10 protein-coding genes are annotated in these 15,540 nt (G+C 36.5%); 3 read left to right on the forward strand and 7 right to left on the reverse strand.

Going from position 1 to position 15,540, the window contains the following annotated elements; translation table 11 throughout:
- Positions 1 to 57: 57 nt before the first annotated feature.
- Positions 58 to 405, forward strand: a complete 348-nt coding sequence (locus G3A47_RS11910) for an RNA recognition motif domain-containing protein (protein ID WP_166922572.1) — start codon at positions 58 to 60, stop codon at positions 403 to 405.
- A 118-nt stretch (positions 406 to 523) separates the two neighbouring features.
- Here G3A47_RS11910 and leuB read toward each other — a convergent pair whose 3' ends face one another.
- The 4 genes from leuB to leuC form a co-directional block, all read right to left on the reverse strand.
- Entirely contained in the window at positions 524 to 1,588 is a 1,065-nt protein-coding gene (gene leuB, locus G3A47_RS11915; protein WP_166922574.1) for a 3-isopropylmalate dehydrogenase, read from the reverse strand.
- A 115-nt stretch (positions 1,589 to 1,703) separates the two neighbouring features.
- Entirely contained in the window at positions 1,704 to 3,224 is a 1,521-nt protein-coding gene (locus tag G3A47_RS11920) for an alpha-isopropylmalate synthase regulatory domain-containing protein (RefSeq protein WP_166922576.1), read from the reverse strand.
- A gap of 125 nt (positions 3,225 to 3,349) precedes the next feature.
- Complete coding sequence (gene leuD / locus G3A47_RS11925) at positions 3,350 to 3,946, reverse strand: 3-isopropylmalate dehydratase small subunit (protein ID WP_166922578.1); 597 nt, start codon at positions 3,944 to 3,946, stop codon at positions 3,350 to 3,352.
- 163 nt (positions 3,947 to 4,109) lie between these two features.
- On the reverse strand, positions 4,110 to 5,504 hold the full coding sequence (leuC, locus tag G3A47_RS11930; RefSeq protein ID WP_166922580.1) for a 3-isopropylmalate dehydratase large subunit: 1,395 nt from the start codon (positions 5,502 to 5,504) through the stop codon (positions 4,110 to 4,112).
- Between the two features lie 589 nt (positions 5,505 to 6,093).
- Between leuC and G3A47_RS11935 the strand changes: the two genes are divergently transcribed.
- Positions 6,094 to 6,513, forward strand: coding sequence for a DUF417 family protein (locus tag G3A47_RS11935; protein ID WP_166922582.1), 420 nt, complete (start codon positions 6,094 to 6,096; stop codon positions 6,511 to 6,513).
- A 15-nt stretch (positions 6,514 to 6,528) separates the two neighbouring features.
- Here G3A47_RS11935 and G3A47_RS11940 read toward each other — a convergent pair whose 3' ends face one another.
- From G3A47_RS11940 to G3A47_RS11950, 3 genes are read right to left on the reverse strand one after another with little or no spacing between them, the layout of a single operon-like run.
- Entirely contained in the window at positions 6,529 to 9,150 is a 2,622-nt protein-coding gene (locus tag G3A47_RS11940; RefSeq protein ID WP_166922584.1) for a carboxypeptidase regulatory-like domain-containing protein, read from the reverse strand.
- 6 nt (positions 9,151 to 9,156) lie between these two features.
- The gene (locus tag G3A47_RS11945) at positions 9,157 to 9,942 is read right to left on the reverse strand and encodes a GLPGLI family protein (protein ID WP_166922586.1); all 786 of its coding nucleotides are present in this window, start codon (positions 9,940 to 9,942) and stop codon (positions 9,157 to 9,159) included.
- Positions 9,943 to 9,983: 41 nt separating this feature from the next.
- Positions 9,984 to 10,259 (reverse strand): hypothetical protein, encoded by a 276-nt coding sequence (locus G3A47_RS11950; protein ID WP_166922588.1) that lies wholly within the window; start codon positions 10,257 to 10,259, stop codon positions 9,984 to 9,986.
- Between the two features lie 742 nt (positions 10,260 to 11,001).
- Between G3A47_RS11950 and dnaE the strand changes: the two genes are divergently transcribed.
- Entirely contained in the window at positions 11,002 to 15,540 is a 4,539-nt protein-coding gene (dnaE, locus tag G3A47_RS11955) for a DNA polymerase III subunit alpha (protein WP_166922590.1), read from the forward strand.

Below are 15,540 nucleotides of genomic sequence, written 5' to 3' on the forward strand. Positions count from 1 at the left end.
TATAGTGTATTAGAGAAAAATAAGATTACATTTGCTATATATTATAAATAAGTATCTATGAATATTTTTGTTGGAAGCCTTCCATTCAGTATTGAGGAAGCAGATTTAAGAGAGTCTTTTGAGGCTTACGGAGCAGTTGATTCTGTTAAAATTATTACTGATAAATTTACTGGAAGAAGTAAAGGATTTGGTTTTGTTGAGATGCCAAATGATAGCGAAGCTCAAAAAGCAATCGATGAATTGAACGGAGCTACTGTTCAAGGTCGTGCTATCGTGGTTAACAAATCTGAGCCAAAACCGGAAGGTGAAAGAAGAAGTTTTAATAACAACCGTGGTGGAGATCGTGGAGGTTACGGAAACAACCGTGGTGGAAATGACCGTGGTGGAAACAGAGGAGGATATTAATATTTTTTTCTAAAATATATAAAAGGCGTCAATTTTTATTGACGCCTTTTTTTTGTTTCATATTACACCTGCATCTGTAGAGACGCACAGCAGTGCGTCTCTACAGAGCAATGCGTTTTTAAGATAGATTAGCAACCAACCAGTCTCCAACTTCGCTGGTTTTGTATGTTTTGGCACCTTTCGCAGCTAGATCTTCTGTTACAAACCCTTGTTCTAAAGATTTATTAACCACTGCTCTTATAGCTTCTGCTTCTTCTTTTAGTCCGAAAGCATCTTCAAACATCATAGCGGCAGATAAAATAGTCGCCAAAGGGTTGGCGATATTCAGACCTGTAGCTTGTGGGTAAGATCCGTGAATTGGTTCGTAAAGAGAAGTGTGTGTACCAACAGAAGCGGAAGGCATTAATCCCATGGAACCTGAAATTACAGAAGCCTCGTCTGTTAAAATATCTCCAAATAAATTTTCGGTGATTAAGACGTCATAAGAATTGGGCCATTGTACTAAACGCATGGCAACAGCATCTACAAATTCATAAGAAACCGTTACTTCGGGATAGTCTTTTTCCATTGCTTGTACTGTTTCTCTCCATAAGCGTGAAGTTTCTAATACGTTAGCTTTGTCAACGCAGCATAATTTTTTGCTACGGGTCATAGCCAATTCAAAGCCTTTTTTTGCCAGACGTTGCACTTCAACTCTTGTGTAAACACAATTGTCAAAAGCAGTTTCGCCATTATCTTTTCTTCCTTTTTCGCCAAAGTAAATTCCGCCCGTAAGTTCTCTTAAGAAAACTAAATCGGTTCCTTCTATTCTTTCTCTTTTTAAAGGAGAATTATCGATTAAAGAAGGGAAAGTAAAAGTTGGACGAACATTGGCAAATAAACCTAGTTTTTTGCGCATCAATAATAAACCTTGTTCTGGACGAACCGGTGCGCTCGGGTCGTTATCATATTTTGGGTGTCCGATGGCTCCAAATAAAACCGCATCTGATTTCATACAGATTTCATGTGTTTCATCCGGATAAGGAACACCAACGGCATCAATTGCACAAGCACCTGTAAGTGCCGGTGTCCATGTTATTTCGTGATTGAATTTTTTTGCAATAGCATCAGATACTTTTACGGCTTCATTAATTACTTCAGGACCAATTCCGTCTCCTGCTAATAGGGCTATGTTTAATTTCATTATTTTGTTTTTTTAGGTTCAAAGGTTCAAAGGCACAGAGGTTCAAAGGGCAAAGTTTTAAAGTCAGATTCTGAGACCTCTGTACCTTTGCATCTTTGTATCTCTGTACCTTTTTTTAAGCAACTACGTTCAACATTTTTTGAGTTGCAATAATTGCGGCAACAGTCTGGTCGGAATCCAGACCTCTGGTTTTGAATTCTTTTCCGTTGTTTATCCAGGTAATGATGGTTTCGCATAAAGCGTCTGAACTACTTCCCGGAGGAATTCTGACGGCATAATCGATTAACTTGGGCAATGTTAGTTTTTTTTGCTTGTAAATTTTAGCCAAAGCATTCATAAAAGCATCAAACTGACCGTCTCCTTGTGCATTTTCTTCGATTATTTCTCCGTCAAATTTTAGGCATAAAGTAGTTGACGGACGCATTCCTTTTGAGTGTACTAATATATAGGACTCGATTTTTATTCTTTCTTCGTAAGTGTGACTGTCTAAAACATCAGAAATAATATAAGGAAGGTCTTCTTTGGTAACCGTTTCTTTTTTGTCTCCTAATTCGATAATTCTTTGTGTGACCAATTTTAAATCTTCCTGATTTAGTTTTAGGCCTAATTCCTGAAGGTTTTTTTCGATATTGGCTTTCCCGGAAGTTTTTCCAAGAGCATATTTTCTTTTTCGGCCAAAGCGCTCCGGAAGTAAATCATTAAAATACAAGTTGTTTTTGTTGTCACCATCAGCATGAATACCGGCAGTCTGGGTAAAAACATTATCACCGACAATGGGTTTGTTGGCAGGAATTCTGTACCCAGTAAAAGTCTCCACTAATTTGCTTACACTATAAAGAGAGGTTTCTTTTATCGTAATGCTAACTTCGGGCATATAATCGTTTATTACCGCTACAGTGCTTTCCAGTGGGGCATTTCCGGCACGTTCCCCCATTCCGTTTACGGTAACGTGCAGGCCATGAATGCCTGCTTTTATAGCCTCCATAACATTGGCAACGCTTAAATCGTAATCGTTATGGGCGTGAAAATCAAAATGGGTATTCGGATATCGGGCTGTGATTTTTGAAATAAATTCAAAAGCTTGTGAAGGAATTAATACGCCAAGAGTGTCCGGGAGCAAAATTCTTTTTACAGGTTGTTGAGTTAAAAAATCTAAGTATTGAAACACATATTCAGGAGAGTTGCGCATACCGTTGCTCCAGTCTTCCAGATAAACATTGGTGTCTATGTTGTTTTCCTTGGCAAGTGTGATGGTTTGGGCAATTTCAGAAAAATGCTGTTCCGGTGTTTTTTTTAATTGATGTGTCAGATGATTCAAAGAGCCTTTCGTTAGTAAATTCTGAACTTTAGCTCCAGTTTTTTTCATCCATTCAATCGAAAGACCACCGTCAACAAAAGTTAAAACTTCGATTCGGTTGGTATAGCCTCTTTCTTCGGCCCAGGACATGATGCCTTTTACGCCTTGAAATTCTCCCTCGCTTACACGGGCAGAGGCAATTTCGATTCTGTCAATATTCAGTTCTTCCAACAGCAATTGGGCAATGGTTAGTTTTTCTGCAGCAGAAAAGGAGACTCCTGAGGTTTGTTCACCATCGCGGAGTGTCGTATCCATTATTTCAATTTTTCTTTTTTTCATAGTCAGCTTCGGAATTCCTTTTTTAAAAGTAAAATTTAGTTGTGTTGTTTTGCTTGGTCTAACTTATAAAGACCCGACAGGTTTCAAAAAAAACCAGTCGGGCCTACTAGACGGAATTTGATTTTTTAGTACGGAAGTTTATCGGCAAAAGCGACAATATCTTCTCTGATGTTTTGTAGGTAATCAATGTCGTCAAAGCCATTGATCATGTTGTTTTTTTTGTATCCGTTAATGACAAAAGATTCTTTTTGGCCTGTTGTCAACAAAGTAATTGTTTGTTCCGGTAAATTGATTTCTAATTCTGTTTTAGGATCGGCTTCGATTGCTTTAAAAATAGTTTCAGCAAATTCCGGGCTTACCTGAACCGGTAAAACACCAATATTCAGACAGTTTCCTTTGAAAATATCAGCAAAAAAACTGGAAACTACAGCGCGAAATCCATAGTCGTAAACTGCCCAGGCGGCATGTTCTCTTGAAGACCCTGAACCGAAGTTTTTTCCTCCGACTAAAATTTTTCCGGAATAAGTAGCATCGTTTAAAACGAAATCTGTTTTCGGAGTATCGTCTCCATTGTATCTCCAGTCTCTAAAAAGGTTGTCTCCAAAACCTTCACGTTTTGTGGCTTTTAAGAAACGGGCCGGAATGATCTGATCGGTATCTACGTTTTCTATTGGCAGCGGCACAGCGCTGCTGGTAAGTATATTAAATTTATCGTATGCCATTTTTGTAATTTTAGATTTTAGATTTTAGATTTTAGATTTTCTGCGAAAACTTAAAATTTGAAAGCTAAAAATGTTTTGTATTAGATGAAAGTGAGTGAATCTTTAGTAGAAGGTTACAGATTTTAAAGTAGCAAAGCAAAATCTAAAATCTAAACTCAGCAATCTAAAATAATTCCCTCGGGTCAGTTAGTTTTCCGGTAACAGCAGCGGCAGCAGCCATAATTGGACTTGCCAAAAGTGTTCTTGATCCAGGGCCCTGACGACCTTCGAAATTTCTGTTTGAAGTACTCACTGCATATTTTCCGGCAGGAACTTTGTCATCATTCATAGCCAGACAAGCAGAGCATCCGGGCTGACGTAATACAAAACCGGCTTCTGTCAGAATATCCAATATCCCTTCTTCTTTAATTTGAGCTTCAACCACGTGAGAACCCGGAACTAACCAAGCGGTGACATTTTCTGCTTTTTTTCTTCCTTTTACAATTTCGGCAAAAGCTCTGAAATCTTCAATACGGCCATTGGTACAGCTTCCTAAGAAAACATAGTCAATTGGTTTTCCAATCATAACGTCGTCTTCCTGAAAGCCCATGTAGGCAAGCGATTTTTTATAGGTTTCCTCGCCGCCTTCTACTTGTTTAGCACTCGGAATATGTTTGGAGATACCAATTCCCATTCCCGGGTTGGTACCGTAAGTAATCATAGGTTCGATGTCTGAAGCTTTGATGTTTAATTCGGCATCAAAAACAGCATCAGGATCTGTTTTAAGGGTTTTCCAGTAGGCTACAGCATTGTCCCAGATCTCGCCTTTGGGAGCGTATAGTTTTCCTTCAAGGAAATCAAATGTGGTTTGGTCGGGAGCAATCATACCACCACGGGCACCCATTTCGATACTTAGGTTACAAACTGTCATACGGCCTTCCATAGTCATGTTTTCAAAAACATCACCGGCATATTCTACAAAATATCCGGTACCTCCCGAAGTAGTTAATTGAGCAATAATATATAGAGCAACATCTTTTGGTCCGACCCCTTTGCTTAATTCGCCGTTTACGTTAATACGCATTTTCTTTGGTTTAGGCTGCATAATACATTGTGTAGAAAGTACCATTTCAACCTCAGAAGTTCCGATACCGAAGGCAATAGCTCCAAAAGCACCATGAGTAGAAGTATGAGAATCTCCACAAACAATGGTGGAGCCTGGCAAAGTAATTCCGTTTTCAGGACCAACTACGTGTACAATTCCATTTTTCTGATGTCCTAATCCCCAGTGCGAAATGCCATATTCGGCTGCATTATCTTCAAGGGCTTTTAGCTGATTGGCTGATAAAGCATCCTGGACTGGTAAATGCTGGTTTATGGTTGGTGTATTGTGATCGGCAGTTGCAAAAGTGCGTTCCGGATATAAAACCTTTACGCCTCTGGCTTTTAATCCTAAAAAAGCAACAGGACTCGTAACTTCGTGAATGAAATGACGGTCAATAAAAAACACATCCGGTCCATCTTCAATTTTACGTACTACATGCGAATCCCATACTTTGTCAAATAATGTCTTACTCATTTTTTATTTTTTTTAATTGTAATTTTATAACTACAGCAATTTTCTGATAATTACAAATGGAAAAACAAAATTAAAAAAAGGTGTAAAATCGTCAATTTGAATATTTCATTATATACGATGCCCAAACTAAAATACAAATTAAGATTCGCTTTTATTCTGTAAATCTAAAATCAAAAAATAGAGTGGAAATTGATTTTGTATTCCTTTTGAGGATTATAGGTTTTGTGGTTGTTATAGTTTTCCGGAATTTACATTTTTTCCTTAAAATCAATGCGAAATGACTGTTTTTGTGGGTTGTAATACAGTGAAATAGTGAAAATTGATAGTTTTGTTTTTGTTTTTGAATTTCTGAAATCTCGGATAAACCCTCTTTTTTGAGGTGTAGAATCGAGATTTTTGAAAGAGTTTATTTGTTTTTTTTTGATTGCAATACTACGACATCCAAGAAAGTGAATTTTTGTTTTTTTAGAATGTAAACAAATAAAAATATTCTTGTTTAGAGTGAATTTAGGACTAATGACAGCTATCTGACATTTGCCTTGCATAAAGGCTCTTAATTTTGATATTTCTAATAAAAACAAATAAAATTATGAATTTGAATCAGATTGCTTACAGAATTGGTGTTTTCGGAACGGTTATTATTTTGCTTTGGGTTGGGCTTTTTAAGTTTACTGCCGTAGAGGCGGGGGCGATAAAAGAATTAGTCGAAAATCATTTTGCGATGGGCTGGATGTACAAAGTAATGTCTGTGCAGCAGGTTTCGAATGTAATAGGAATATTTGAAGTGGTTACAGCAATTGGATTGGCGCTTTCTTTTTTTAATAAAAAAGTAGCCATGTATTCCGGTTTGGCATCAGCGGTTATTTTTGTTACAACACTGAGCTTCCTTTTTACAACACCGGGTGTTTTTAAAATGGTGGAGAATTTCCCTGTTACTGATTTTTTTATCCTTAAAGATATTCCTTATCTGGCTATTTCGCTGATGGTGTATGTGAAAGGCAAAGAATAATTAACGGCTTTTATTTTAAAACCGATATTTTACTGTTGCCAGTAAATATCTTGGCACTAGATTTATGGTAGACTTAAAAGAGGTGTAATTGTCTAATGTAACCAATGTAAATTCGTTTTCATTGGTTATATTATTGAATAGAAAACGATAGGAAAAACGGCTGTTTTCCGGAGTATAGTTGGCGATGATATTAATGAAACTGTAATTCTGGGAGTTCATTTGATAAAAAGTGGTGTTGACTTCGGCTAACCAGACTTTCGAGATTTTATAATTGCAATTAATAAAAGCATCTTTTGTTTTATTTGTAGTAACAGTATTGTTGAAATTGGTTTGATAATAGTTGTAATTGAAACCAAAATCAAAATTTACAGGTAACTTGTAATAAGTCGTTGCAGAGAAAGTGTATTGGCTGTTGTAACTTTTTAGGTTTGTAAAGTCTTGGTTGTTTACTTTTGTCGGACTATTACTCCAGGTTTGTTGTGTGGCTATCTTGGTGGCCCATTTTAGTTTTTTCAGGTAATTAATGAGGTTAAAAGAGGCGTTATAATTTTCTCCTCCGTTTGTAACGATATAGTTTTTGAAGTTGAAATTCTGAGTAATCAGGTTATCGATATTAAGTGTTTTCTTCAATTTTGTATAGACTAAATTGGTCTTAACAGAAAATCCCTTTTCATCTTTGTACAAGGTGTGTAAAAAAGAAATGGTTTTGTTTTTTAAAAGTGCAACATCAGAAACTCCCTTTTCGAAAGTTCGATAGTCTGCCAGTAAATAGTTTGTTTTTAGATAATTGATTTCAGGCAGAGAACTGTTTTCGGAATAGCTTAACCGGAATGTCCCTAAGCGTGTTTTTTTTAGATTAAATGAAAATACAGGATTAAAAAAATGAAAATGTTGCTCAGAGATATTGCGTGCAAAATTATTTTGAACATATTTCAGATTAGCTGTAAAATCTGTTTCAGAAGTAAAATTGTACCGGATTCCCGCATCTAAAGAAAATAGGGTTTGATTGGAGTTTGTGTCTACCTGGTAGTCTGTCTTTTGTTTTTGGTCGATATGAAAATCTGAAACGATTGATTCTTTGCTTTTTTCGTATTGAAAAGCAAGAACAGATTCTAGTTTTTTGTACTTCGAAATCAGTTTACTTTTGATTCCAAAATACTGGTTTTTAGTATCCCCCTTTTGGTCAATCTGAGCTTCCGGATCTATTTTGAAAAATTCATTTAAAAAGGGAGATTTTAATCTGTTTTTCTCATTCAGATAATCGCTTCCCAAATAAATATAATTGTTTAATATTGTTTGATTCGATAAGCTGTAACTGTGGTTAAGATGATTGTAAAAAGTATAATTGCTGTTTTTGGAATTCTGATTGATTTGCTCATTATTAAATATGAGATTTGAATTTATGATATCAGGATTGTTCTTGTAAATAAATAAGTTGGTGAGATAATTGTCTTCATTCCCTGAATATTTAAGTTCAATTTCTCCTGATGAAAGTGTTTTTTTGCCGGAATAGTGATTGGCTTCGGAGTTGATTATAGGTTGTTGGTCTATGTTGTAAATTGTTTCGGAGAAAGAATTCTGAATCTGATTGTCATTTGTGAAATAGCCTACTCCGCGAATTGATAATGAGGGTTTTAGTTTTGTGGTAAAACTTAAAGAATTAAAAAGTGCTTTGTTAAAGACGCTTTGAGATTTACTGAAAGAACTGTTTTCATTACTGTTGATAACGTACTGTTTTCTTGCCTTTTTTTCGATTCGGTCTGCCCCAAAAAAATCAAGATTTATACTGGATTCTTTTATAAGTGAAGTTGCTTTTTCGCCTGAATTGTTGTAGTCTGCCAAGTAAAAGATTTTGACCTTCTTTTTTAATAGTCCGAGATTAATACCTTCTTTCCATCGGTTTTCAGAAATTATGCCTGCTCCGGCCGTTATGTTGCCGAACCAGATATTTTGCTTGTCTTTTTTTAACTTCAGATTCAACGCAACTTTATCCGAATTATTCATTTTTTTGAAAATGGGATTATCTTCAAATGCTTCTATTATTTGCACTTCATCAAGTGTTTTTGCATCCAGATTTTTGGACAGTAAGGTGTAGTTCTTATCAAACAAATCTTCTCCTTCAACAAGTAATTTATCAATAGGTTTTCCATGGGCTTTTATAGAGCCGTCTTTCTGAACTTCGATACCGGGTAATTTTTTTAAAATGTCTTCTATGGTTTGCTCTGTTTGGTTAGAAAAAGCGCTCGTCTTTATAGTGGTCGTATCTTGATTGATTCTTACTTTTTTGTGCGATTCTATTACCACTTCCTTCAAGCTTTCTTGTTGGGATTCCAGAGAAACAGAGTGGTTTATTTCAGTCTTTGTGCTGAGATCAACTACGTTTGTGCTTTTAGCAAAGCCTAAGCAAGAAATTTCTATACTTACAATTCCGCTGGCTGGTTTTTTTAATTGAAGAGTATAGTTTCCATCTTCATTAGCAAAAGTATAGAATAGAATATTCCCGGAGTTGTCTAAAATAATAACAGAAGCCCTTTCGACGCTTCTGTTCTGTTTGTCTTTTATAGTTCCCGATATTTTAATATTTTGGGAAAATGCAATAAAAGGGATGAAAAAAATAAAAGAGAATAGTTTTAGCATTTAATTTCAGAATATTTCGGTGCTAATATCATTCATTCCAGCTGCTTTTATCGTAACACCATGTTCTTTACCTAATAAAATAGCCTTGTTTTTGTTTTTTTCTATCAATTTTTCTAAAATCACTTTATACTCGTCAATTGAGACCCAATGGGTAGGAGTGCCTTGATTGATGGGCTTAATTTTCGGAACAGATACATTTTTCGACGGGTATTCTAGTGATTTGAAATAGATGTATAATTCCTTTTTGGTGTCATAAGCTTCGAGTATTAATCCGGGTAATCCCTGCAGTTTCCAAGGCCCAAACGGAACAGGAATCTCTTTGGTAAACCAGGCGGTGTAATCCCGTCCTCTAAAATGCCCGGTTGCTTTATTGCAAAGAAGATTTCCAATTTTTTTCGTTTCAGGGTCAATTTTCCATTCTATTGCTTCACGCTTTTCTTTTCCGTAAATCTCATTAGAATATTTTTTATTCCACCACAAACTATCTTTGGCTCTGTCGTAATATACCTGTTTTCCTTGTTCTAAGGTATGTTTCCCGAGGTAAATCTGTTTGATTTCCCCTTCTGCCTTTTTTTTCTTTTGACTTTCAATATTAGATTCATTTTCCAGAGAATCTTTGGCGCTAACATAATAGGACTGGTTTTGGTCAAAAATAAGGTAAGAGTTAAAATCTAAGCCATTAGGACCTCCTTTGCCCGGACTTTCGATGTGCCCATAATACACAATTCCTTTGTTTTGAGCATAAGAGTAGGTGTAAATTGTAAATACTGTGAGGAGTAGTAGTTTTTTCATAAGTATTATTTTATAATGCTTTATGCTGTTGTTTTTAGATTTTAGTCACAAAGTGCTAAAGCTATATCTACTATTTGTCCAATGGAACATCCGTCGCAAGTAAATGCCCAGCCGGTGCCGTCTCCACAATCAACAGTTACATCGTATACTTGAATTAAGGGGTTTGATTCTAAAACGGGTTCAACAATTTTATTTTCGATTACAAAGGATTTGTCGATTTCCTTATTTACTTCTGGATTTATGTTTTTTGAGCTGCTATTTGCGAAAACTCCAACAGACATAAGAACTGTAATGGCTAATGTGAATATTGTTTTCATAATTTTTTGGTTTTTTGGTTAAATTAATAAAATTTTAACAGCATAAAGCAGGCTAATTTATAGAATAAAACCATATAAAAATTAAAAAATTAACAGGTTTTTTTTTAATCAAGTATAATTACGCAGGAATAATAGTATAATTAATAAAAAACTTATGTGGTTTTATCGGCAAGCCTCCTTAAGTATTTCTGCTATTGTTTCAGGGGAGCAATAATGACAATGTACGTAATAAAGGCTGCCATTTCCGCAATCAATAGCGATTAAAGTTACTTCATCTGCAATTATGGAATTTGATTCTAAAATTGTTTCTGGTGCATTATTTTTTGATCGCGAAAGGTTTAATAATGTTTTTTGAGTCGTTGTTTGCGAAAGCACCAACAGACGTAAGAACTGTGAGGACTAATGTGAATATTGTTTTCATCGTTTTTCTAGTTCTTTCAGCTTAATTAATAGGTGGTAACAGCATAAAACGCAGCTAATTTACAGAAAAGGATTAAAATTAATAAAAAATTAACAGGTTTTATTTTAAAAAAAACGACAATCCCGATAGGATTTTGCTCAAAAAAGAGAATGTCGGGAAAAATCCTGATGTTGATAAAATGTATTTCGTCAATAGCCTAAAAAAGACTAAATTTGAACTTCCTCCATTTTTTAATTTAAAGTTCTTTAAGATTCATGAAATCAGTGTTTTATGAATGATGAGGTTTTGAATTTGGGGGTTTAATTTTTGTCTTTTAAACCTATGTATTTAATATTCGATACTGAAACAACCGGATTACCAAAACGTTGGGATGCTCCAATTACCGATTCTGATAACTGGCCTCGCTGTATACAAATTGCCTGGCAGTTGCATGACGATATGGGGAAACTGATAGAACATCAGGACTATCTGGTAAAACCTGACGGATTTAATATCCCGTATGACGCAGAACGTATTCACGGTATTTCTACAGAATTAGCAGATGCCGATGGAATTACGCTGGCCGAAGTTTTAGAGAAATTTAATATCGCTTTAAGCAAAACCAAATATATTGTAGGTCAGAACTTAGGTTTTGACGTTAATATTATGGGAGCTGAATTTCATAGGATGGGTGTGGACTCTCCGATGAGCTCGATGCCTGTTTTAGATACCTGTACAGAAGTTACGGCTTCTTTATTGCAAATTCCCGGAGGTAGAGGTGGAAAATTCAAATTACCAACTTTAACAGAATTACACAGTTATCTTTTTGATAAACCTTTTGCAGAAGCGCACAACGCAACTGCCGACGTTGAGGCTACTACCCGTTGTTTCCTGGAGTTAATCAGAAGAGAGGTTTTTACCAAAGAAGAGCTTGATGTTCCGAAGGATTATTTTAGAGAATTTCAAAGTAAAAACCCGGAACCGATCAAACTTATTGGTCTAAAACACATTAATTTAAAAGCCGCTTCTGATAAAATCAGAGAACAGTTGCGAGCCTTAGAATCTGATGACAAACAAACGGTTGTTTCAGAGTCTGATCAAAGAGAATTTAAAGAAGCAAAATTTTCACATCTACACAATCATACACAGTTTTCGGTTTTACAATCTACTATTGGTGTGGGGAATATCGTTGCGGCTACAGCCAAAAATGGTATGCCGGCCGTTGCCATGACCGATACCGGAAATATGATGGGAGCCTTTCATTTTGTGAGTGCAGTGATGAATCACAATAAAGCGGCATCCGGTAAAAATAAAGCTTTGGTTGATGCAGGCGAAGAGCCGACAGAAATGGAAATTAAGCCAATTGTCGGTTGTGAATTTAATGTCTGCGATAATCATTTAGACAAAAGTAAAAAAGACAACGGTAATCAGATTGTGTTGTTGGCCAAGAATAAAAATGGCTACCACAATTTAGCTAAAATGTCTTCGATTGCCTTTACCGATGGATTCTATTATGTTCCCAGAGTCGATCGAAAAATTATCGAGCAATATAAGGAAGATATTATGGTGCTTTCCGGGAATTTGTACGGAGAGATTCCCAGTAAGATTTTAAATGTCGGTGAAAATCAAGCCGAAGAGGCCTTGATTTGGTGGAAAGAGCAATTCGGAGCTGATTTTTATCTTGAGCTCATGCGCCACAATCAGGAAGATGAAAATCGTGTCAATAAAACCCTGATTGATTTTTCGAAGAAACACAATGTCAAGTTAATTGCGACAAACAATACCTACTATTTAAATAAAGAAGATGCCAATGCACACGATATTTTATTGTGTGTAAAAGACGGCGAGAAACAAGCCACACCAATTGGCCGTGGCCGTGGTTATCGTTACGGATTGCCAAATCAGGAATACTATTACAAGTCGCAGGATGAGATGAAAAAGCTCTTTACCGACTTGCCGGATGCGATTATCAACATTCAGGAAATTGTCGACAAGGTTGAGATCTATTCGCTTTATCGTGATGTATTGCTTCCTAAATTTGATATCCCGCAAGAATTTGTGGTTCCGGAAGATGAAATAGATGAAGGGGTAAGAGGAGAGAACAAATATTTGCGACACCTTACTATGGTTGGCGCGAAAAAAAGATACGGTGAAATTACCGAATCAATTCAGGAGCGTCTGGATTTTGAATTGTTAACGATTTCGAATTCAGGATATCCGGGGTATTTCTTAATTGTTCAGGATTTTATTGCCGAAGCCAGAAACATGGATGTTTCGGTTGGTCCCGGTCGTGGATCTGCAGCAGGTTCGGCAGTAGCGTATTGTTTGGGAATTACCAATATTGACCCGATTAAATACGATTTGCTTTTTGAGCGTTTCCTGAATCCTGACCGTGTATCCATGCCCGATATTGATATCGATTTTGACGACGAGGGTCGTGGTCGAGTTATGGATTACGTAATCAATAAATACGGTAAAAATCAGGTAGCACAAATTATCACCTATGGTAAAATGGCTACCAAATCAGCGATTCGTGATACGGCTCGTGTATTGGATTTGCCTTTATTTGAAGCCGATAGAATCGCAAAATTGATTCCGGGTATGATGCCGTCAAAATGGAATTTGGCGCGTTTTATATCTGAAAGCGAAGACGATGTTAAAAAAGCGCTTCGTTCGGATGAGTTTGATAATATAAAGGAATTAATCGCTATTGCCAACGAAGGTGATTTGGCAGGTGAGACTATTCAACAGGCAAAAATTCTGGAAGGATCGATGCGAAATACGGGTATACATGCCTGTGGGGTAATTATTACGCCATCGGATATTACCAATTTCGTTCCGGTGACAACCGCAAAAGATTCGGATTTATATGTAACACAGTTTGATAACTCGGTTGCGGAAAGTGCCGGATTGCTTAAAATGGACTTCTTGGGTCTGAAGACCCTTACACTAATAAAAGATACTGTTAAACTGGTGAAGTACAGAAATGGAATCGATCTGAATCCGGATGAATTTCCGATTGACGATGCTCCGACTTATGAGCTTTTCCAAAGAGGAGAAACAGTTGGAATCTTCCAATACGAGTCACCCGGAATGCAGAAATACATGAAGGAGTTGAAACCAACGGTTTTTGGGGATTTAATTGCAATGAATGCTTTGTATCGTCCGGGACCGTTAGAGTATATTCCTTCTTTCGTTCGAAGAAAAAATGGAGAGGAAGAAATCAAATACGATTTAGATGCCTGTGAAGAATATTTAGGAGAAACCTACGGAATTACTGTTTATCAGGAGCAGGTAATGCTTTTGTCTCAGTCACTCGCTGATTTTACAAAAGGTGAGGCCGACGTTTTGCGTAAGGCGATGGGTAAGAAACAAAAGGACGTTCTGGATAAAATGAAACCTAAATTTGTGGAGCAAGCCGCAAAAAAAGGCCATGATGCAAAGGTCTTAGAGAAGATCTGGAAAGACTGGGAGGCTTTTGCGAGTTACGCCTTCAACAAATCCCACTCGACTTGTTATGCCTGGATTGCTTATCAAACGGCTTATTTAAAAGCGCATTATCCGGCAGAATATATGGCGGCGGTTCTTTCGAATAATATGAATGATATTAAACAGGTATCCTTCTTTATGGAAGAATGTAAACGTATGGGGCTTTCGGTTTTAGGTCCTGATGTAAATGAGTCGTACTATAAATTTACAGTAAATGATGATTACGCGGTTCGTTTCGGAATGGGAGCAATCAAAGGGGTAGGTTCCGGAGCTGTAGAGACCATTGTTGAAAGCAGAAAAGACGGAAAATATAAATCTATTTTTGATTTAGCCAAACGAATTGATTTGCGTGCAGCTAATAAAAAAGCGATCGAGAATCTGGCTCTTGCCGGTGGTTTTGATTCGTTTGAAGGAACTACCAGAGCGCAGTATTTTCATGATGATGGCGATGGAATTACATTTTATGAAAAAGCAATGCGTTACGGATCTAAGTTTCAGGAGAATGAAAACTCATCACAAGTGAGTTTGTTTGGGGAAACAAGTGAAGTACAAATTGCAGAACCTATTGTGCCTCCTTGTGAAGACTGGAGTACAATGGAAAAGCTTTCCAGAGAAAAAGAGGTTGTTGGAATTTACATTTCGGGTCATCCGCTGGATGATTTTAGATTTGAAATGAAATATTTCTGTAATGCCCGACTGGAAGCTCTAAAAAATATGGAACTTTATGTAGGTAAGAGTTTAAACTTTGCCGGTATTGTGAGTAATTTTCAACGGAGAACGGCTAAAAATGGTAAGGATTGGGCGATTTTCACTCTAGAAGGATACGATGAGAGTTTTGAATTTAAAATTTTTGGAGAGGAGTATCTGAAGTTCTATCATTTCCTATATAACAACCAGTTTGTTTACCTGAAAATTTTAATTAAGGAGGGTTGGGTAAACAGGGATACCGGTAAAAAAACAGATCCGAGGATGCAGTTTGTTGAGGTTAGACAATTGCAGGATATCCTGGAGACATTTGCTAAAAAATTGATTTTGTTATTAAATATTAAAGATCTGCAGGCGGAGTTTATTCATAAATTGAGTCATTTATTTAATGAAAATAAAGGGGATAATTCGGTGACTTTTGAGATCATGGAATTAGAAAAGGTCAAGCGATTGGTTGAGGTAGAAACGCCAACAAATTTTGAAGAAACAGAAGATGCTGTTTTTGAAGATGAGAATGAAGGTGAGGATAACGCAATTGAAGAAACCAAAATTCAGGAAGTAAATGAGGTAGAAGAAATAAAAGTGGTGACCAAATTAACAATGCCAAGCCGCAGACTAAAGGTTAAGATTTCGGCGGAACTATTACAGGAATTGGAAAAAATGCAGATTAATTTTAAGCTGAACTAA

The sequence above is a fragment of the Flavobacterium poyangense genome (assembly GCF_011751075.1).
GTDB lineage: Bacteria > Bacteroidota > Bacteroidia > Flavobacteriales > Flavobacteriaceae > Flavobacterium > Flavobacterium poyangense.